This window comes from Shewanella glacialimarina, assembly GCF_020511155.1.
GTDB classification, from domain to species: domain Bacteria; phylum Pseudomonadota; class Gammaproteobacteria; order Enterobacterales; family Shewanellaceae; genus Shewanella; species Shewanella glacialimarina.
On the sequence record NZ_CP041216.1, the window covers coordinates 3,336,368 to 3,356,900 of the forward strand.

A 20,533-nucleotide genomic window follows, 5' to 3' on the forward strand; every position below is an offset into this window, starting at 1 on the left:
TTGGATCTTAATTAGCGATTAAGAGTATGATTTAACGATAAATAAATACTATTATTTAATTGTTAATTGTTGGAACTAGATCCTATACTGGTTGAATGATGAAAATACATACGAATTATCAACGACCAATAAAGTCTGCCTTGTGGGTAGTGCTTTGCTTTGCCTTTATTCTGGCCATTAATTGGTTATTGGCCCCTATTGCAATATTGGAAAGTATTGCCAATTACATACCACTGCACACTTTTTTGGAATTATTATCTATCATAGTGTCTGCAATGATTTTTGGTATTTTTTGGGCAAATATAACTAACAATAAAAACAGTCGAAATCATCTTATCCTAGCCTGCTCCTTCCTCGGTGTAGCGGTTCTGGATTTATTACATGTACTCTCTTTTCCTGGAATGCCAGACCTCATTACCCCAAGCAGTCCAGAGAAAACGATAAACTTTTGGTTAATGGCCCGCTACCTATCGGCCTTGAGCTTAATTGTAGTTTCCGTGTCTTCTTGGCGTACCCTTGCCACACGACTAATGCACTGGATAATATTGATTATTATTTTGCTGTTGGTCAGCATACTCATCACCATTGGCCTATTTTACCCTTCATTACTCCCAAGTACCTTTGTTGAAGGCCAAGGATTAACTTCATTTAAAATTATCAGCGAATATTTTTCAGCAGCTATTTATTTACTTGTTTCAATTAAACTTTTTCATTCAATACACAAGGAACAGTCCTATGATGTAGTGAATTTATTAATAGCCGTCTGCTTAATGTCAATGAGCCAAATTTACTTTACGCTATATTCCGAAATGAATGACAGCAATGCTTTGTTAGGGCATATCTATAAAGTTCTTGCCTATGGCATGGTTTATAAAAGCTTCTTCATCAGTAACATAGTAAAGCCCTACGAAGAGCTGTCTGAGTCGCGTAATTTACTCAGTACCATAATTGAAGCCATTCCTATGAGTATCTGTTGGAAAGACTCTCAATCACGTTATTTAGGCTGTAATACGCAATTTGCGATAAATGCCGGAGTGAAAAGCCCTGATGAAATAATAGATAAATTTGACAGTGAACTTGCCTGGGGAGAACAAGCAGCCAAATACCAATTAAATGATCAACAGGTCATAAGCTCTGGCGTGCCAAAATTGAGCTACGAAGAAAGTTATATCAGTCCTACCGGTGAGTTTTTTTGGATAAACAAGTCTAAAGCACCCATTCACGATAAAAATAATGCTGTTATCGGCATGGTAGGTGTCTATGAAGATATTACAGCTAGGCGCAACTCACAGGAAAAGCTTCAACTAGCAGCCAGCGTCTTTACATACGCCAAAGAGTCAATCTCCATCACAGATACCGATGGACTTATTCTTGACGTCAATAAGGCTTTTACACGGATGACGGGCTATAGCCGTGAAGAAGCAATAGGTCAAAACCCTCGCATTCTCCACTCTGGTCGACAATCTGCCAGTTTTTATGCTGATATGTGGAAAGCAATATTAAATGAAGGTTACTGGTCAGGTGAACTTTGGAACAAACGTAAAAATGGTGACATCTATATTGAAAGTAAAACAATTAGCGCCGTACGTGATAAAGACGATAATACGACCCATTATCTTGCTTTAGGTAACGACATTACCCCAATGAAACAATATCAAGACCAATTGGAACATATTGCCCACTATGATTTACTAACTGACTTACCCAACCGGGTATTACTGGCAGATCGCTTAGGTCAAGCTATGTTGCATTGTAAGCGTGATGGGAAGTCACTTGCGGTAGTATTTCTTGATTTAGATGGTTTTAAAGCCGTCAATGATGCCTATGGGCATGATGTGGGTGATGAGTTACTCATTGCACTATCTTTGCGGATGAAAGATGCATTACGCGAAAGTGATAGCTTAGCCCGCATTGGTGGGGATGAATTTGTTGCTGTATTAACAGATTTAGCGATAGTTGAAGATTGCAAGCCAGTATTAGATCGACTGTTATTAGCGGCCTCTGAGCCTGCCACCATTGGTGATGTTATTTTCAATGTCTCAGCCAGTATCGGCGTCACCCTGTACCCACAAGATAATACTGATGCTGATTTACTAATGCGTCATGCTGATCATGCCATGTACGCGGCTAAAGAGTCAGGGCGTAATCGTTACCATTTCTTTGATACAGCCCAAGACGATGCGATTAAATTGCAAAAAATAAACCTTGATGCTATTCGTTATGCTTTAGATAATCATCAATTTATACTTTATTATCAGCCTAAAGTGAATATGAAAACTGGTACTGTGATTGGCGTTGAGGCACTTATTCGCTGGCGTCATCCTGAACGAGGATTATTAAGCCCAAATGAGTTCTTACCCGCCATAGAAAATAATCCTATGAGTATCGAAATGGGCGAATGGGTTATAGATAGTGCGTTAACACAAATAGGCCAATGGCAAAAAATGAATCTTAATCTCACTGTTAGTACCAGCGTAAACATTGCTGCGGTTCAATTACAGCAAAAAGACTTCACCCAGAGACTCGCTGCGCTGTTAGCTGGCCATCCAGATGTTGAGCCCCGTTATTTAGAGCTAGAAGTGCTGGAAACGAGCGCCCTAGATGATGTTAATCATGTATCCTCAACCATGCAAGCATGTATAGCACTAGGGGTAAACTTTGCCCTAGATGATTTTGGAACAGGCTATTCATCCCTCACTTATCTTAGACGATTACCCGCTAAGTTAATTAAAATAGACCAAAGCTTTATACGGGACATGTTACATGATGCGGATGATTTGGCTATTGTGGAAGGGGTGATAACCTTAGCTAAATCGTTCAAACGTGAAGTCATTGCAGAAGGAGTTGAGTCGATAGAACATGGCACTGCCCTGTTAAAGCTAGGTTGTGATTTAGCCCAAGGTTATGGTATTGCAAGGCCTATGCCTGCTGAAGATATTCCCGCATGGATAAATGAATGGAAACCTGATAATGCTTGGAAGATTTAATCTTAAACTCAATACCTGTTTAATTACCATCAATAGAATATAAAAAGCCCATTTGAAATGGGCTTTTGTGTGTTAAAAGGGTTATCACTTAGCTTTATTCATTCATTCTATATGCAGGGTCTTTTTCTAAATGTGCTTGAGCAAGGGTAATAGCTTGAACCGCGCGGGAATTAAACTCACGTTGATAAAGGGTATAAACCACAAATAAATTAGCAAAAATAAACGCTAACGGGTGCAGGAACCAACACAAAGCCGCCATAGCGAAATAGTAAGACCGTAGGCCGTAGTTGTACGAATGGGCCGCTTGATCTTGTACCACTGCCATTTGCCTTGCATAACCGAGCATATTGATATCAGTCCCCGTTTTATCCAATGGTGCTGCGCCAATCATTACATTAACAAAACCATACTGGCGCATCGACCAGGTAAACTGGAAAAATGCCAACACGAAAATACCCGCAAGTAAGGCCAGCTTAACTTGCACCAATGCATGATTAGGCGAAACAGAAAAAGGAATAGAACCAATTACCATTTCAAGCTTTTCAACTTGCGAAAATAGCGTTAATACACCGGCAAGAATAAGCAATGTCGTCGAAGCGAAAAAGGCTATGTTGCGCTCAAGGTTAGCTAATAACGATGCTTCCCCCACCCGAATCTCCTTTGCAATGACTTGCGTCATCCAATGAATACGCTGTTGATGCATCACTCTGGCGATACAATTGGCGGTTTTAGCTTTATGTTTTGAAAATCGAGTATAACCAATCCAGCTAATCAAAAAAGTGAATAACGCTACATAATCCAGTGGCGAACCAATCATATACTTTCCCTATGCAACTCAGAATCAAACATTTTTTATTTGAGCGTTTATTATGCACCAGTTTTATTTCTGCTTGAATAATTATTTAGTACCAAGATGCAGTAGAAGACCCCTTGAATCAGTAATAAAACGGGAGTTGAGTTCAATTAAAGCAAAAGGGTTAAAAAGGGCTAATACATTGAGTATTCATTCGCTCGCCACTGACTGGGTGGATGAATGAAAGCGAAGTGGCATGTAGCATTAACCTATTCGCCATAGATTGTGATTGACCAATAGGGTAGAGATCGCAGCCAATAATTGGATGCCCTATTTGCTGGCTGTGTATGCGCAGTTGATGGGTTCGACCCGTTATTGGTGTAAAAGTCACTTTTGTCACTTGCTGACCACCAGTTATGTGTTCAGAGTCAATAACTTGATAGTGACTATGAGCCGCTTTTCCACTTATATGGCAAATTTTCATTAATGGAAAATCATCTTTGGCGATCGGCAGCTTAATATCCCCTTGATGACTTGGCATCTCACCCAATAATATCGCTGTATAGGTTTTATCGACTAAACCGTTTTGAAATTGCTGAGTTAACAGTCCATTAATCTGTTTATTTAATGCCACCAGCATGATACCTGAGGTACCAAAATCCAAACGATGCACCAAAGTACAACCTGGATAGTCTTTCACTAAACGATAGTGAACCGAGTCGATATTAAGCGGATTTTTACCAGACAAACTTAATAAACCTGAAGGTTTATTAATTAATAATAGGTGTTCATCTTGAAACAGTATTTCAATGTTTTCAAGACAAGGTGGGGCAATAAATTCAGTCATAACAAGCAAAGCATGAGGCAAAAAAGGAGCATAAACAAATGCTGACCATAAGGCTAATTTAATTATCATGATAGCAATTAAATTAGGATTGTCTCCACAGCCCAAAGAGGCACTTTAGGCGTCAGTTAACTCATTTTGAAACAGAAATGGCTAGGCGGCTAGGTTTTAGCTCTCTGTACTCATATTTTGCTAACTATAGTGACAAGATAAGCGTCAATAGAAGCAGACAAGCATAGTGGGTTAAGTGTGTAGCAAAGTCGAGTTTAACCAACTGCTCTTGTTACGTTTGAGTTTTTTGATGGACATTATGGCTCGAACTACAACAAATAAGCAGATGAAATAAAAACTATTTGAATAAAAATAGCGACATAGAATAGTACAGTCCGAGCATAGTTCATTATGGTTTTTGGCAAAATAACATTTAAGTATTTGTGCGATGCACTGCTTGCTGGGCTTGGCAAGTGCCGAGCCCAGATTAAATGACATGCTTTATGCTATAGGAATAGGCTTTTTTACGGCTTAAAAATATACATTTTATATACTACTTTGGAAATAGCAGCGTTAATTGTAGGCGAAACCCTAAGTCATGCGGGCCGTTATCTGGCGACGCCGTCCAGTAACGAAAACCACCACCTACCTGTAATAGCTGATCGCCCACTTTAAATAACTGGTTAGCTGTCAAGTTCACCAGCGTGGTGGGCTCTTCAGCTTCCCAGTCATAGGTGTGCTCAATATTGAATCCATAGGTCGTTTTGCTCTGCGTAATAAAACTAACAAAGGGATTCACATAGGTTGCATTTATATCACTACGACTATCTTCTCCAGCAAAGGAGGTTACATGGTTAGCCAACACCCCATAAGTCCAAGCTCCATCCTGCTTAAGTACCACACCAGTTGGCCCAGCGCCCCACTTTTCGCCGCCTAATGCTGCGTCAGACGCGGTATCTAACAGCAGTACCGGTCCAACACCCCAGATTAAACCACTGGCAGATGGCTGTTTGGGTGAGAAGAAAACGCTTTGCAATACATCGCCCAGACCGGATTCCCCCGCCCCTGCAACAGGAATATCGCTCTGTTTAATGACCGGCAAAATAGTACGAGAGATAAGATTCCAGTCATCACTTATTGATACCGGGATCACAGGTTGAATGTTGATGCGCAACACTGAGCCCTGTTCATTGGCGCCAATATTTTCATCAAAATTGGCTTGGATCGGTACACTGATTAATGCCGCCACTGGATTGGCGAGTTTTTTAGCTAAATCATCAGCCTCATCGGCAAAAGCCGTTAAGCATAGAGTTTGCGTAACACTAAACGTAGCAAATGCAAAAATAGCTTTATTTTTCATTTTCATGACTTTACTTCTTCAGTTGTTGGCTGTAGGCCTAACGATCCGGTTCAGTGGCGGGGCATTAACCCCGTCCGCTGCAACTGGTTGCTAATCGCAATATACTTATTTTACCCTTTCTACATCTGATAACTTCCATGAACCGTCAAAGAGACCTTCGGTCGGATGATAAGCACGGAGCCAGACAAAGAACCCTTTTTTAGGTAGTGTTTCAATCCAGTTGCTTTCAAAACCTTTTGGCGCCTTGGGGGCAAAGTACAAGTCAACTGAACCGTCTGCATTGACCTTCAGTTTGTCATAAGATGAAACCGCTGGTTGTGTGCTCTTGTTTTGCACCAGCGAGCGAGTTTCAGAATCGTACAACGTAATCGACCAAAAATCTTTGGCTGGTACATTCGCAGGAATAGTCAGCTTGTAGCTATTCGCACCATCCAACCAGTTGTGTTTACTATCAACAAAGGTCTGGATGTATTGCGAGCCAGGGCCTGGTCCACGCAAAGCCATCGCTGGCGTCATGTAGATTGCGCCATAGAACCAATGCAAACGCTCATCAATCTGTTCGTAGTTTTCACCACGCTGATCAGGTTTGAGCAGCACCGCCCATTTCCATGAACGACCTTCCCAAACTTGAGCCCCTTCAATACGAGGTGCAAACAGGGTGGCACGTGCCATAGCATCGCCAAGTTGAGCACCTTCCAGCAAGATTTTCTTCTGTCTCGCATCGGGGTTGAAAGGTTTACCCTTTTCAATACCGAGAAATTTCAGTGATGCCATGAAGAAACGATCGCGCTCTTCAACAGGGTTGTCATTGATGAAGTTCGACAGACGTTGCCAATACTCAAGGCCGACATGCGGGAGCGTATCGATTTTTGCATCGGTTAGCGAGACGAAACTATTGGGCTTTGGACTTGCGCGTTCAGCATAAGGATAAACTTTTGTTTTTTTCATCGACGCTACAGCAGCACCAACATCACCATTATCCACCAGACCACGAATCATGAAATTGTGACTGTTTTGAGTTGCCTGGATAACGATGTAACCTTCACTCGGAATTTCACCGGTATAAGCTGGCGGCACAAAAAAATATTTCGCCCCCTTGCCTTTGTCCGGTCCAGCCAAACCAATATCGGTCAATGACCGTTGCCAGTAGTCATCAACCATCCCTACGAAGCGTGCGTTGGGTACATCAATAACAACAGGACCATCCTTCAGCGTGAAGTTGGACTGCGCGTAAATGGTGGTGGTATTAGCGGTAAGAAACAGGCTGTTGGAGTTGGCATAATCATCGGCGATGATCATATCGCCGTAATTGAGACCTTCCGCTTTAGAACCCTCATACATAGACTGGAAGGAGACAGCAGGGAATGACCACATATAAGCCTGTGTTGCTCGCTGCATGTCCATTTCGTCATAGAGGTTCTGAACTGATTTAGTGTTTGCAGGATAACCTTGATGAAAATCCTGTCCATAAACACTTGAAGCCATAATGGCTGCAAATAGCCCAGAAAATATCGTGGTGGCCAGCTTACTTTTTGTCTTTGTAGTTTTCATCGTCGTACCCTTTAGTATGCGTTGGGCTTGTAAATTTGCTTATTGCTTTTTAATACATAACTCAAAAATAAAACAGGCCGCCTATCCTAGGCGGCCTGCATCAAATTGTTTGTTTCTTACACAAATCGTTGTGTTTTAACAGGGTGTCAGCATCAACGGTTGGGTGGTAGTAACGGCTAACAAAGTAGTAAGGCTCACCCGCATTAACGTACATCCAGTAATGGCCCACGGGTAAGTTTTTAGGCTCTTTAGGTGAGAACGTGATGGTGATGTTGCCATTGCCATCAGGCTTAGTGTTATAAGCGTTGAAGATGTCGTTGTGATCGGCAATCGTGTTGCGCGTCAAACCGCTATATCGGGTGACTGACCAGAATTCGCTCACTTCAGGTGTGTAGTTCATGGTGATGGTGAAGTCTTTATCGCCATTAAGTGGCGTGTTCTCACAATCAACAAAGCTAGCGCCGTACACAGCTATTTTGATTGGTAATCCAAGGTGCCCGATAATACCCGAAGCACGAACCTTTGGATCATTTGAACCATCAGGGTCGTCAATTGCCTCAAACATGCCTGCGCTACTTTTCACGGACGCAGAATAATCAGAGATATATTTGAACATTTTGGCATGTGTTTCAGCGTTATAGGTCAATTGGTCATCCATCACGCCCTTGTTCTGTGGGTATACATCATGCGTCGCCAAAGTCCACTTGATTGCATTGTCGTAGTCAACTTTACCAACAGGGCCGGTAAGTTTTATTTGGTCTTGAATGGCGTGATTAGTTGGCAAATCGGCGGTATCAAACAATTGGGTGCGAATAAATAGGTGTGGGTAATGACCGCGATTTCTGATGACAGTGACATCAGCTGGGAATTCTGTTGTGTCTTTGTAATAAGCGAACACAAATTTACCGGATGGACGCAACTTGTAGAATGTGGCGTAGTGTTCCTGATCATGAATTTCCATCGAGAAGTAACGCCCTTCAACAACTGGCATGTCTAAGTACACAGGGCCCTTAGTTGTATCGATAACTGCTTTGGTGTAAAGGTGGTCTAAGCTGGGCGTAACCACGGGATCTGCGCCTTCAGTAGGCAATTGGCGAGTGTGCTACAAGGTGTTCGTGCCACCCGCTTGCTTAGCGGTTGCTTTCAAGTATTCTGCATGGTGGTAAGCTTTGTAGGCGTGAAGTTGGCCAACAGATGGTTCAAATGCAGCTGGTTCGACAGCAAAAACATTGAATGCGAGCAGTGCTGACAATATCGTAGCTGTGAGTTTTCCCTTTATCTTTAAGATAATCATAGTCTTGTATTTCCGTAATTGTAGTTAAAATATTACTGTGTTCTTTCTCAACGGGTATAAGGTGTTCATTTAACCAACCAATTGTTATAAGTAGATGTTTTTTTATAAATTTATTTATAAATTTATTAGCTGACTTTGTTAAATAATTCAATTAAAACCTCTGTTTTTATTAACAATCCCTTTCGCGATGAATTTTTGTAAGTATGACGACCTTTAAAAATAGTTGCAGAGGAAAATCCAGCCATGAATGACTCCTAATAGTCTATTAACTCGAGTTTTATTTTAACTTTTCAATGTCATGCATTAGACAATACATTTATCACTGACTATTTACTTTTTCTTGACCGGGAACATTTTCATCTTCCCCACACAATGAGTTGCATTAGAGCGAGTCTTGAGTATTGGTGTGTTAAAATCATCAGCAGGTAATAGATTGTATTGAATTAATTATTGAGTGCTTTTAAGTATAAGAATAATTTAGATTTTACTTAGAAAAAAAGCCCCAAAGCTAACAAGCTTTGGGCTTAAATGAGTGAAATATTCAGGCTAATGTCATTTATAGGAAAATCAGATATTTGCGCTCAATCTTCTATCCATTATGACAACATAAAACTTATAACCGACAATAGGTGTCATCGTTTACGTTTTCAATCGACCAAGTTCGGTGTGCTGTTGTTGTACTAACTCAGCAAGCGAATGACTGCTTTGCTGCGCTTGATCAGCAAGCTGTGATAATTCTGCTGCGGAATCAGATATGCCAGTAATATTGCGGCTCACTTCTTCTGTTACCATGCTTTGCTCTTCTGCTGCAGCAGCGATATGGGTCACCTGTGATGACACCTCATTAATTTGCACCACAATAGCATTAAGCGATGATAATGCCATTTCAGTTTGCTCTACAGCCAACTGAGCCCCTTTAGCGCCTTTATCAATAATATTGGATGCATTTCTTACTTCTGATTGCAGCGAATCAATCAGTTTAGTGATTTGATCAGTGGAGTTTTGTGTTTTTGACGCTAATGCACGAACCTCATCAGCCACCACTGCAAAACCACGTCCTTGCTCGCCCGCTCTTGCCGCCTCAATTGCCGCATTTAACGCTAACAAGTTAGTTTGCCCAGCAATGGAACTAATCACCTCTAGAATGCCACTAATATTGCCGCTACTTTGAGAAACCAATTCAACCGCTTTTTGCGCTTGAGCAGATTCAACAGACATGTCATTCACATAACTCATGGCTTGAGTTAGACGCTGTTCGCCTTCTTTAACATTCTTAGTCATAGATTCGGTTTCATGCGCAGTTTGCTCTGATGCTTTAGCCACTTCTAAGGCTGCTGCACTCATTTGATTAACGGCGGTGACAACACTATCAATTTCAGCATATTGGCGATTCACACTTTCACGGGTCAACTGAGCAATTTTGGCTGACTTTTGACTTTCAGATTGTGAACGATCGGCCAAACCTTTAAGGCCGATAATCAAGTCCCTCAATTTGGTAATAAATAAGTTAAAACCTTTTGCTAATGCAATCAGTTCGGCATGGGAATCTACATGAATGGATTGGGTTAAATCCCCTTCTGCACTGCCTAAATTCTCTACCCTTTGCTGGATCATATTCAGTGGTGAAATAATGCTGCGGATAACTATACTAATCACACCGATTGCGACTACAGACACAATTACGCCTAAAACTAACAATAAACTGCCTAATGAAGTCGCCATGTCATCCATCGCAGTATCCATTTTAGTGATAGCAGCAAAGGCTTGTTCTTTTGGCACTTCAATAACCAATGACCAGGTCGCATTAGCGAGTGGAATTAAAATAGGAAATGCCACTGCTATCATGTCATCATCACTATAAACTTTATTATTTTTATGCAGCTCCATTAATTCAGACGCTTTTTGAGGAGAGACTGATTCAGCAAAAGGCCGAGCCATTTTGTTATAATGACTTGCTGCAACCACAAGCCCTCGCTCACTTAATAAGGTTACTTTTGCCGCCCCTTGATAAAGACTTTGAGATAATTTATCAATAAGCTTTTGAAATATAGGTAAATTAACATCAACTCCGACCATGCCTTTAAATTGATTATTCACTACAACAGGAACGGTCAGTGAAGTCATTAGGGCATTATTGCCTGGAGATATCTCATATAAATAAGGCTCCATTAAACAGGGACTTTTACTGTCTTTAACACACAGATACCATTCAGCTTCCCTGATCCCAAATTCATTTAATGTCGCGACATACTTTTCGGCAGCATCATCCACCTGTTGGTGCTCAACAGTGCCATCATCATTGCGAGTGTAATAAAGTTCTAAGCCACCATTGCCAGGAACGCTATGACTAAAGCCATTTAAATATTCACTATCGCGTCCATCATAACCATTGGATTCAAATTGAGCATACATTGATGATATTTGAGCATTTTTACGTAAATTAGCTATCAGCAAGTCTGCTAACTTTGAACGGGCAAGGGGATCCTGAACAGACGTATATTCAACCATTCCTGAAAAAGAATAAGGGATACGGTAAGCCTCATTAATAAACCCCGCAATTTGTTGACCATACTCAGCAGCCCTAGCGGACAGTTTTTGGCTAATTTCTTGTTGTAACGTGGTGTTCATTTCTTGCGCTAGAATTTTATTTTTGTCGCTTAATCCCCACCATAAGCTAAGTGATAATGTCAGCACGATAAGTAAAAACAACCCTGATGTGATCCAAAGTAATTTCGTTTTGACAGGCAATGCCTTCATATTGTTACTCCACTTTCTTATTATGTCTTTATAGGTACGCTAAACATTGCGCATACGACTTTAAGTCTAGTCAAGATTCTAATAATAGGATGAAAAAACAATAAAAAGAGCGATAAAAACTGACAAAAAAGCCCTATTTCTCAATAGGGCTTACTTTGTACTTAACGTATTGGGACGTTAATTGTATTTAGCCATTAAAAACAACATTAAAGACTTCATCCATAATCGCTAAACCGGCATCAACTTGTGCATCAGGCGCCGTTAAAGGCACTAATACTCGCAGGACATTTCCGTAGGTGCCGCAAGATAGTAAAATTAATCCGCGGTTACGGGCCTCCACTAATACTTTTGGACAATATTGTGGCGCAGGCTGACCATTTTCCATTAACTCAATGGCAATCATTGCACCTAAGCCACGCACTTCAGCAATTTGGCTATACTTACTTTGCATAGTGGTTATTGAGGCTTTAATGCGTGTGCCTAAAGTGTTGGCTCGCTCAAGTAGCTTTTCTTGCTCAAAGACTTCAATCACCGCCAAAGCTGCTGCACAAGCCAGTGGACTGCCACCATAAGTACCGCCTAAGCCACCGGCAGTAATAGCGTCCATCACTTCAGCGCGGCCAGTGATACCTGATAGCGGAAAGCCACCCGCTATCGATTTAGCAAAAGTGGTAATGTCAGCGGCTACGCCCATTTGCTCCATGGCAAAAAAGGTTCCGGTACGGCCAGCACCAGTTTGCACTTCATCAGCAATAAGCATTATGCCGTGGGTATCGCACAATTCACGTAAACGTTTCATAAAGCTTGGCGTGGCGGCATAAAAGCCACCCTCACCTTGTACGGGCTCTAAAATAATGGCGGCAATGTCACTCGGCTCAGCATCATTTTTAAAAATACGCTCAATTGAAGCCATTGCGGCATCTTCAGACACACCATGTAACTCACACGGAAACTCAGCCCTAAAAACGTTAGCAGACATCAGTCCCATGCCTTTGCTGTAAGGGGCTACTTTACCGGTCAATGCCAATGCCGCGATAGTACGGCCATGATAACCTGAGGTAAAAGCAATAACACCAGCACGCTTTGTATAAGCGCGGGCAACTTTAACCGCGTTCTCTACCGCTTCAGAGCCGCTAGTAAACAACGCTGTTTTTTTAGCAAAGTCACCTGGCACTAACTGATTTAATTTTTCACACACTTCGACGTAGCTTTCATACGCTAGCACCATAAAACAAGTATGGGAAAAATCATCTAATTGCGCTTGTACCGCAGCTTTTACTTTTGGGTGTAAGTGGCCAGTGTTAAGCACCGCAATACCACCAGCAAAATCGATATATTCACGACCTTCGACATCCCATACGGTAGCATTTTCAGCCCGCTCTATGAAAAGCGGATGAATTTGACTTACGCCTTGCGCAACAGCTGCTTGGCGACGAGCCATTAATTGTTCATTTGTTTTATTCATTGCCTATACCCTTAAACAGACATACAGATATATTTCATTTCGAGGTATTCCTCGATGCCAAATTTTGACCCTTCACGGCCTAAACCTGAAGATTTTATTCCGCCAAATGGCGCAACTTCTGTCGAAATAAGCCCAGTGTTAACACCAACCATGCCGTACTCTAGTGCTTCAGCCACTTTATAAACTAATGAAATATCACGGCCATAAAAATAGGCTGCTAAACCAAACTCTGTATCGTTGGCTTGGTTAATTACATCATCTACACTATCAAACTTGAAGATTGGCGCTAAAGGACCAAAGGTTTCTTCGCGGGCAACTAACATGGTTTTATTGACATCACGCACTATGGTCGGCTCAAAAAAGAAACCGCCTAATGCGTGGGGGTTGCCACCGGTAACCACACTGGCACCTTTTGCTAACGCATCATCTAAATGACTTTGCACTTTTGCTACAGCATTGGCATTTATCAGTGGTCCAATGGTGACACCTTGTTCAGTGCCATGTCCTACTTTCAACTTGGCGACAGCATCGGCAAATTTTTGGATGAAAGTGTCATATACTCCTGCTTGCACATAGATACGGTTAGCACACACACAGGTTTGACCTGCATTGCGATATTTAGCAATCATTGCACCTTCGACTGCGGCATCTATGTCTGCATCATCAAACACAATAAATGGCGCATTACCGCCTAATTCTAATGATAATTTTTTAAGCGTAGGCGCACACTGCGCCATCAGCTTGATACCAACCCCAGTTGAACCTGTAAAAGATAATTTTCGCACAATAGGGCTATCACACAGGGTATTACCAATTTCAATAGCATTGCCTGTAACCACACTAAATACCCCTGCTGGAATACCCGCTCGGCGGCTTAATTCAGCCAATGCTAATGCAGTAAAGGGAGTTTGCTCCGCAGGTTTAACCACCATAGTACAACCAGCAGCTAATGCCGGTGCTGCCTTTCGGGTAATCATAGCAGCGGGGAAATTCCAAGGCGTAATTGCCGCAGTAACACCCACAGGTTGTTTGATAACTGTCAGTCTTTTATCAGCTTGATGGCCAGGAATAGTATCGCCATAAATACGCTTAGCTTCTTCAGCAAACCATTCAATAAATGACGCTGCATAAGTGACTTCGCCTTTTGCTTCAGCTAACGGCTTGCCCTGCTCGGTTGTCATCAGCAACGCAAGATCATCAGCGTTTTCGATTAATAACTCAAACCAACGACGCAATTTGCTACTACGCTCTTTAGCCGTTAGTGCACGCCAAGCAGGTAATGCTTTATTCGCCGCATCGATGGCAGCCAATGTTTCGGCTGCGCCCATTACAGGTACATGGCCGATAATGTCATGATTGGCCGGGTTTGCTATCGCAATGGTGTCACCAGAGTTTGCACTGGCCCATTGGCCATCGATATAGCATTGCTGTTGTAATAAACTTGGGTCATTCAATACCATGATGATTTCCTTAATCTAAATACCAAAACTTATACGCCAAACTTATCGCGCATAGTGTAATACCAAGCACCAATAGCACTGAAAGGCACTCTTAAGGCGTGTCCACCAGGAAACGGATAATGAGGTAATGCCGCAAATGCATCAAAGCGAGTAGCTTGGCCATTTAGCATTTCTGCGATCAGTTTTCCGGCAAGGTGTGTGTATGTCACACCATGGCCGCTACAACCTTGAGAGTAATAAATATTGTGGCCAATACGGCCAACTTGTGGCAAACGCGACAAGGTCATTAAGAAATTACCTGTCCAAGCATAATCAATTTTAATCCCTTTAAGTTGTGGGAATGTTTTCAGCAACTTAGGTTCTATAAGCGCTTTGATATTGGCGGGGTCACGTGCACCATACACCACACCGCCACCAAAAATTAACCGCTTATCACCGCTTAAACGGTAGTAGTCGAGTAGATAGTTACAATCTTCGACACAATAATCTTGCGGTAAAATACTGGCAGCCATCTCATCAGATAAAGGCTCTGTAGTCACTACTTGAGTACCACATGGCATAGACTTAGCGTGTAATTCAGGCAGTAACTTACCTAAATAGGCATTACCAGCAACAACTACGAACTTACATTTAACTTGACCTTGCGCTGTATGCACCACCGGTGATGCACCATCGTCAATATTAATAACAGCAGAGTCTTCAAAAATTAATCCACCTAAAGATTCAACCGCACGGGCTTCACCTAATGCTAAATTCAAAGGATGAATATGGCCGCCACTTTTATCTAATAAACCGCCAACATATAGGTCGGTATCAACCACCTTACGGATAGCATCGTGATCTAATATTTCAAGTTGTTGATTATGTCCATGGGCTTCCCACAAGTCTTTTTGTGAACGTAAATGGCCCATTTGTTTTTTATTCATGGCTGCAAAAACACCACCATTTTTTAAATCACAGTCAATGTTATATTTGGCAATGCGTTCACGAATGATACGCCCGCCTTCAAATGCCATTTCACCAAAAAGTTTGCCTTGCTCTTTGCCTACTACTTTTTCAATACTGTCTATGTCACGGCTAAAAGAGTTAACAATTTGACCGCCATTTCGGCCAGATGCACCCCAGCCAATTCTGGCGGCCTCAAGGATAACTACCCTCATGCCACTTTCTAAAAGATGAAGCCCCGCTGATAAGCCGGTATAACCTGCGCCAACAATACAAACATCTGTTTCTATAACAGATTCTAGACGAGGGCGTTCAACTTTATCGTTGGCCGATGCGGCGTAATATGAACTAGTATGAGGTGTAGCAGACATAGCACTTCCTTTATATGTACATAGTAAAATATAACTGTCTCATCCTACACCTAGGACATTATAAAAACTAGCCAAAAATGTATAATTATTTACAGTTTGTTGAAAATATTAAACACTCTAGAACCATAATCCGACACTATTATTAGCATGACTAATGGGCACGAATACAGCTTGTTTTGATAAGTTTGGGTTATCTAAATTTTGGTATCTAAGTGATGGTGACCTAATTAAACCGACAAGTGACCCACAAGAAAGCCCATTAAAGATGAAATACTCGAGCGCTAATCTAAAAAAGTTTATTCTAGGCTCGTACTTGAGTAATGACTGGCTACAGATAAAAAAAAAGCGCGTTGATGAATCAAAATATCATCATTACGCGCTTCTATTATTTCAAGGTAATACCCTATGACTCCATCGCTTTTTGCGCTTTCTTTTCTGCCCGTCGAGTAAAATACCAGGACAGAAATGCAACAAGAGACACTGCAAAAATAATAATGGTCGCTAACGCATTAATCTTAGGCGACACTCCTAAACGCACTGATGAAAACACTACCATAGGCAAGGTTGTTGAACCCGGCCCGGAAGCAAAGCTGGCAATTACTAAGTCATCTAATGACAAGCTAAACGATAATAACCAACCAGCAATTAAGGCTGGCGATATCATAGGAACCGTAATCAAGAAGAAGGTTTTAAGCGGCGTGGCCCCTAAATCCATCGCAGCTTCTTCAATTGATCTGTCTAACTCGCGCAATCTTGACGACACCACAACGGCTACGTAAGCGGCACAAAATGTTGAGTGAGCTATCCAAACTGTTAGCATTCCGCGTTCAGTTGGCCAACCAAAAGTATCAGCCATTTGCACAAACAATAACAGTAAAGATAAACCGGTGATCACTTCAGGCATAACCAATGGCGCGGTGATCATGTTAGATAAGGTTAACTTAGCCCATGAGCGACGAAAACGTGTCATGACAAATGCTGCCATAGTGCCAATAATGACCGCCATAGTTGCACTGTAAAATGCGATACGTAAACTCACCCATACGGCACTTAAAATCTGTTCATCTTGAAACAGTTCACCGTACCATTTTGGTGAAAACCCACTCCAGACTGTGACCAATTTTGATTCATTAAAAGAGTAAATAACCAAAATAAGCATCGGGGCATACAGAAAAAGTAAGCCGAACCACAGCATGATTTTAGAGAAACTTAATTTTTTCATGCATCGTTCTCCATATCACGTGATTGATAGCGATGGAACAAGGTAATTGGCACAATTAGCAGTGCTAGCATGACAATAGCCAATGATGACGCCACAGGCCAATCACGGTTATTAAAGAACTCTTGCCACAATACTTTACCAATCATCAATGAATCAGGGCCACCTAGTAGCTCAGGAATAACAAACTCACCAACCGCTGGAATAAACACAAGCATTGAGCCTGCTACCACTCCCCCCATTGATAAAGGCAGCGTAATTTTCCAAAAGGTATTGAGACTACTAGAACCCAAATCAGATGCGGCTTCAATTAAGCTCATATCCAGTTTCACAAGGGTCGCGTACAAGGGCAAAATCATAAATGGCAGGTAGCCATAAATAATACCAATATAGACGGCAAAGTTAGTATTGAGCATTTGAATAGGCTCAGAAATGACCCCAAGCCAGATTAAGAAGTTATTCACTAAGCCAGTGTTACTTAAAATACCCATCCAGGCATAAATACGGATCAAAAATGATGTCCATGATGGCAGCATTACTAACAGTAATAACACAGGTTGAAATCGTGTTGGCGCTCTAGCAATGGCATAAGCCATAGGGAAGCCTAATAACAAACAACCTAAGGTGGCAATGAGTGCCATTTTAAGTGAGGTTAAATAGGCAACGTAGTACATTGAATCCTGTAACAATAGTAAATAGTTACCAAAATTCAAAAAGATGGATAATGTCTCATCAATAAAGCTAAAGGTTGCCTCGTAGGGAGGAATAGCAATCGCAGCAGTTGAAAAACTCAGCTTCAACACAATCGCGAAAGGCAGCGCAAAGAACATCAATAACCATAGGTAAGGAATACCCATGGTCAAATGTCGGCCTTTTAGGCGTTTAAATGGATTCATCATGATTGCAATACAACCCCGCTGGTGTCTTCCCAACTGATAAAGACTTCTTCTTCCCATGTTGGGTGATCCGATCGGCGTTCACGGTTAATCATTGAGCACTGAACAATTTGCTTGTTCCTTAGCTTAATATAAAACACTGAAACGCCACCTAAATAGGCAATATCATGTACTACGCCTCTGGCCCAGTTATACTCACCTTCAGGTTGTTCACGGGTAATGATGGTTTTTTCAGGGCGCACAGCAAGCATCACAGTCTTATTATCTAAACTGGTAGAAATACCGTGTCCAATATAAAAAGGTTGTTTTAAAGTGTGTGATTTAATAATGGCGTGATCGGTTTCATCGGCAATAATATCGCCTTTAAATAAATTTACTGTGCCAATAAACTCAGCAACCATACGGCTATTAGGCGCCTCATAAATGTCTGTTGGGCTGCCAGTTTGTGCAATCCAGCCTTCATTCATTATCGAAATCCGCCCGGCCATGGTCATGGCCTCTTCTTGATCGTGAGTTACCATGACACAGGTCACGCCGACGGCTTCAAGAATATCGACCACTTCTAACTGCATTTGAGTACGCAGCTTTTTATCTAATGCGCCCATAGGCTCATCAAGTAGTAATAGTTTAGGTCTTTTAGCTAATGAACGAGCCAAGGCGACACGTTGACGCTGACCACCCGATAATTGGTGTGGTTTACGCTTAGCATATGTTTCCATGTGCACCAACTTGAGCATTTCCTCAACGCGTTGAGCAATATCAGCTTTAGGCATTTTGTCTTGTTTTAAGCCAAAGGCAATATTTTGTTCTACCGTCATATGTGGAAATAATGCATAGGATTGGAACATCATATTGATAGGGCGTTCATAGGGAGGCATGTCGGTAATATCGACACCGTCCAGAAAAATGCGACCTTCAGTCGGCTTTTCAAAACCGGCCAATATACGTAATAGGGTAGATTTCCCTGAGCCTGAGCCACCTAATAATGCGAAAATTTCACCTTGATTAATGGTCAGTGACACATTGTCGACTGCGCGGACATCATCAAATAGTTTACTAATTCGATCAATTTTAAGGAGTACTTTATCTTGCGTCTTTGTGGTTGGTTTATTAGTGACGCCCGAGTTGTTTTCCATGATACTGCTCCGCCTAGTTGGAGTATGTGTTCTGTAACTTTGATTATTATTTGGGGTTACAAAGAACATTAAAATCTGATTGATGAAAGGGCTAAGTATTTAGGGCAAGTTACCTTGCCCTAATATGTGGATCTGACTACTGGCCAGATTTCACTTTAGTCCAAGCACGTGTCACAACTCGTTGAATTTTCATTGGGCGAATATCACCAATGTACAGCTTATCGATTACGCTTTGTGGTGGATAAATTGCTGGATCATTTTTGATTGCATCATCAACTAGCGCCTGTGCAGGAGCATTAGGGTTAGCATAAGCAACATAGTTACTGATAGGTGCTATGACCTCAGGACGCAATAAATAGTTAATTAACTTATGGGCGTTATCAACGTTTGTGGCATCTTGTGGAATAGCTAACATATCAAACCAAAGGTTGGCACCTTCTTTTGGAATTGAATAACCAATTTTGTTACCGTTACCCGCTTCATCAGCTCGAGCTGCAGCCTGGAATACATCGCCAGAGAAACCATATGCTACACAAATATCGCCATTGGCGAGATCTGAAATATAACGCGATGAATGGAAGTAGGTGATATACGGACGAACTTTGGCAAGTACTTCTGCGGCTTTTTCATAATCAGCGGCATTTTTACTGTTTGGATCTAAACCGAGATAAATAAGCGCTTGCGGAAGCATGTCGTCAGCAGAATCTAGCATTGAAAAACCACATGATGCGATTTTTTCTGCGTATTTAGGATTAAAAATAAGCTCTAATGAATCAAATGGCGCATCTTCACCTAAGACAGCTTTAACTTTATCGATGTTATAGCCAATACCATTAGTGCCCCATAAATAAGGTACGGCATGCTCATTAGCAGGATCGGCTTTTTCAAGCTGCTTCATTAAGTCCGGTTTTAAGTTGGCATAGTTAGTCAACTTAGTACGATCTAGCTTTTGAAAGGCACCCGCTTTGATTTGCTTAGCCAAAAAGTGATTTGATGGAACCACTATGTCATAACCACTGCGACCAGACAGCAATTTAGCTTCTAAAACTTCGTTACTGTCGAACACGTCATAAATAACACGAATGCCTGTTTCTTTTTCAAAGTTTGCTAAGGTATCTTCTGCGATATAGTCAGACCAATTGTACATCTTTACAACTTCTTCAGCATGCAGCGAAGTGCTAGCAAATACCGACGCTGAAATAAGCGCAATGGTAGACAGTTTGTTAAGTAGCTTCATATGTTCTCCCTTACTTGGATAATGGTCAGGACGGTGCTGACAGTTATTCGCTTTTAAAGCGTTATTATCATTCCCTTATAAAAAGGAAATTATCCAATGCTACATCATATTTCTGCATCGGTAACATCACAGCAAAATGCAAATGCTATAATTTTTTTGGATTCTATCAAAAACCTTTTTAATTACTAGATAGTAACAATCTAATTGCTTAAAAAACCACTAATCAT

The 20,533-nt window shown here is 41.5% G+C and carries 15 protein-coding genes; 1 reads left to right on the forward strand and 14 read right to left on the reverse strand.

Annotated elements, in window-relative coordinates; translation table 11 throughout:
• The first annotated feature begins 98 nt into the window (after positions 1-98).
• On the forward strand, positions 99-2,987 hold the full coding sequence (locus tag FJ709_RS14640) for a bifunctional diguanylate cyclase/phosphodiesterase (RefSeq protein ID WP_226410757.1): 2,889 nt from the start codon (positions 99-101) through the stop codon (positions 2,985-2,987).
• Positions 2,988-3,081: 94 nt separating this feature from the next.
• On the opposite strand, the gene FJ709_RS14645 is transcribed toward FJ709_RS14640, so the two are convergent.
• The 14 genes from FJ709_RS14645 to FJ709_RS14710 all read right to left on the reverse strand — a co-directional run bounded on the left by FJ709_RS14645 (position 3,082) and on the right by FJ709_RS14710 (position 20,306).
• Positions 3,082-3,804, reverse strand: a complete 723-nt coding sequence (locus FJ709_RS14645) for a DUF599 domain-containing protein (RefSeq protein ID WP_226410758.1) — start codon at positions 3,802-3,804, stop codon at positions 3,082-3,084.
• A gap of 160 nt (positions 3,805-3,964) precedes the next feature.
• A complete protein-coding gene (locus FJ709_RS14650) occupies positions 3,965-4,627 on the reverse strand; it encodes an RluA family pseudouridine synthase (RefSeq protein ID WP_226410759.1) in 663 nt (220 codons plus the stop codon).
• 541 nt (positions 4,628-5,168) lie between these two features.
• Positions 5,169-5,981: a transporter gene (locus FJ709_RS14655; protein ID WP_226410760.1), complete on the reverse strand. Its 813-nt coding sequence runs from the start codon at positions 5,979-5,981 to the stop codon at positions 5,169-5,171.
• A 99-nt stretch (positions 5,982-6,080) separates the two neighbouring features.
• Positions 6,081-7,526, reverse strand: coding sequence for a DUF1254 domain-containing protein (locus FJ709_RS14660; protein ID WP_226410761.1), 1,446 nt, complete (start codon positions 7,524-7,526; stop codon positions 6,081-6,083).
• A gap of 100 nt (positions 7,527-7,626) precedes the next feature.
• Positions 7,627-8,616: a DUF1254 domain-containing protein gene (locus tag FJ709_RS14665; RefSeq protein WP_226410762.1), complete on the reverse strand. Its 990-nt coding sequence runs from the start codon at positions 8,614-8,616 to the stop codon at positions 7,627-7,629.
• 12 nt (positions 8,617-8,628) lie between these two features.
• Positions 8,629-8,820: a hypothetical protein gene (locus FJ709_RS14670; RefSeq protein ID WP_226410763.1), complete on the reverse strand. Its 192-nt coding sequence runs from the start codon at positions 8,818-8,820 to the stop codon at positions 8,629-8,631.
• A 639-nt stretch (positions 8,821-9,459) separates the two neighbouring features.
• Positions 9,460-11,577: a methyl-accepting chemotaxis protein gene (locus tag FJ709_RS14675; RefSeq protein WP_226410764.1), complete on the reverse strand. Its 2,118-nt coding sequence runs from the start codon at positions 11,575-11,577 to the stop codon at positions 9,460-9,462.
• A 187-nt stretch (positions 11,578-11,764) separates the two neighbouring features.
• Positions 11,765-13,042, reverse strand: a complete 1,278-nt coding sequence (gabT, locus tag FJ709_RS14680; protein WP_226410765.1) for a 4-aminobutyrate--2-oxoglutarate transaminase — start codon at positions 13,040-13,042, stop codon at positions 11,765-11,767.
• 11 nt (positions 13,043-13,053) lie between these two features.
• Positions 13,054-14,502, reverse strand: a complete 1,449-nt coding sequence (gene gabD / locus FJ709_RS14685; protein WP_226410766.1) for an NADP-dependent succinate-semialdehyde dehydrogenase — start codon at positions 14,500-14,502, stop codon at positions 13,054-13,056.
• A gap of 29 nt (positions 14,503-14,531) precedes the next feature.
• Entirely contained in the window at positions 14,532-15,818 is a 1,287-nt protein-coding gene (locus FJ709_RS14690) for an NAD(P)/FAD-dependent oxidoreductase (protein WP_226410767.1), read from the reverse strand.
• Between the two features lie 403 nt (positions 15,819-16,221).
• A complete protein-coding gene (locus FJ709_RS14695; protein WP_226410768.1) occupies positions 16,222-17,040 on the reverse strand; it encodes an ABC transporter permease subunit in 819 nt (272 codons plus the stop codon).
• A complete protein-coding gene (locus tag FJ709_RS14700; RefSeq protein WP_404830062.1) occupies positions 17,037-17,933 on the reverse strand; it encodes an ABC transporter permease subunit in 897 nt (298 codons plus the stop codon). The genes FJ709_RS14695 and FJ709_RS14700 overlap by 4 nt, the downstream gene beginning before the upstream one ends.
• Positions 17,933-19,069, reverse strand: a complete 1,137-nt coding sequence (potA, locus tag FJ709_RS14705; protein WP_226410770.1) for a polyamine ABC transporter ATP-binding protein — start codon at positions 19,067-19,069, stop codon at positions 17,933-17,935. Before potA ends, FJ709_RS14700 begins: the two co-directional genes overlap by 1 nt.
• A gap of 136 nt (positions 19,070-19,205) precedes the next feature.
• The gene (locus tag FJ709_RS14710; RefSeq protein ID WP_226410771.1) at positions 19,206-20,306 is read right to left on the reverse strand and encodes a polyamine ABC transporter substrate-binding protein; all 1,101 of its coding nucleotides are present in this window, start codon (positions 20,304-20,306) and stop codon (positions 19,206-19,208) included.
• Positions 20,307-20,533: the final 227 nt, after the last annotated feature.

What these genes read in the sequence shown, in the direction of transcription:
- FJ709_RS14640 (WP_226410757.1), top strand. Translation starts at nt 99, where the DNA reads ATGAAAATACATACGAATTATCAACGACCAATAAAGTCTGCCTTGTGG.
- FJ709_RS14645 (WP_226410758.1), bottom strand. Translation starts at nt 3,804, where the DNA reads ATGATTGGTTCGCCACTGGATTATGTAGCGTTATTCACTTTTTTGATT.
- FJ709_RS14650 (WP_226410759.1), bottom strand. Translation starts at nt 4,627, where the DNA reads ATGACTGAATTTATTGCCCCACCTTGTCTTGAAAACATTGAAATACTG.
- FJ709_RS14655 (WP_226410760.1), bottom strand. Translation starts at nt 5,981, where the DNA reads ATGAAAATGAAAAATAAAGCTATTTTTGCATTTGCTACGTTTAGTGTT.
- FJ709_RS14660 (WP_226410761.1), bottom strand. Translation starts at nt 7,526, where the DNA reads ATGAAAACTACAAAGACAAAAAGTAAGCTGGCCACCACGATATTTTCT.
- FJ709_RS14670 (WP_226410763.1), bottom strand. Translation starts at nt 8,820, where the DNA reads ATGATTATCTTAAAGATAAAGGGAAAACTCACAGCTACGATATTGTCA.
- FJ709_RS14675 (WP_226410764.1), bottom strand. Translation starts at nt 11,577, where the DNA reads ATGAAGGCATTGCCTGTCAAAACGAAATTACTTTGGATCACATCAGGG.
- gabT (WP_226410765.1), bottom strand. Translation starts at nt 13,042, where the DNA reads ATGAATAAAACAAATGAACAATTAATGGCTCGTCGCCAAGCAGCTGTT.
- gabD (WP_226410766.1), bottom strand. Translation starts at nt 14,502, where the DNA reads ATGGTATTGAATGACCCAAGTTTATTACAACAGCAATGCTATATCGAT.
- FJ709_RS14690 (WP_226410767.1), bottom strand. Translation starts at nt 15,818, where the DNA reads ATGTCTGCTACACCTCATACTAGTTCATATTACGCCGCATCGGCCAAC.
- FJ709_RS14695 (WP_226410768.1), bottom strand. Translation starts at nt 17,040, where the DNA reads ATGAAAAAATTAAGTTTCTCTAAAATCATGCTGTGGTTCGGCTTACTT.
- FJ709_RS14700 (WP_404830062.1), bottom strand. Translation starts at nt 17,933, where the DNA reads ATGAATCCATTTAAACGCCTAAAAGGCCGACATTTGACCATGGGTATT.
- potA (WP_226410770.1), bottom strand. Translation starts at nt 19,069, where the DNA reads ATGGAAAACAACTCGGGCGTCACTAATAAACCAACCACAAAGACGCAA.
- FJ709_RS14710 (WP_226410771.1), bottom strand. Translation starts at nt 20,306, where the DNA reads ATGAAGCTACTTAACAAACTGTCTACCATTGCGCTTATTTCAGCGTCG.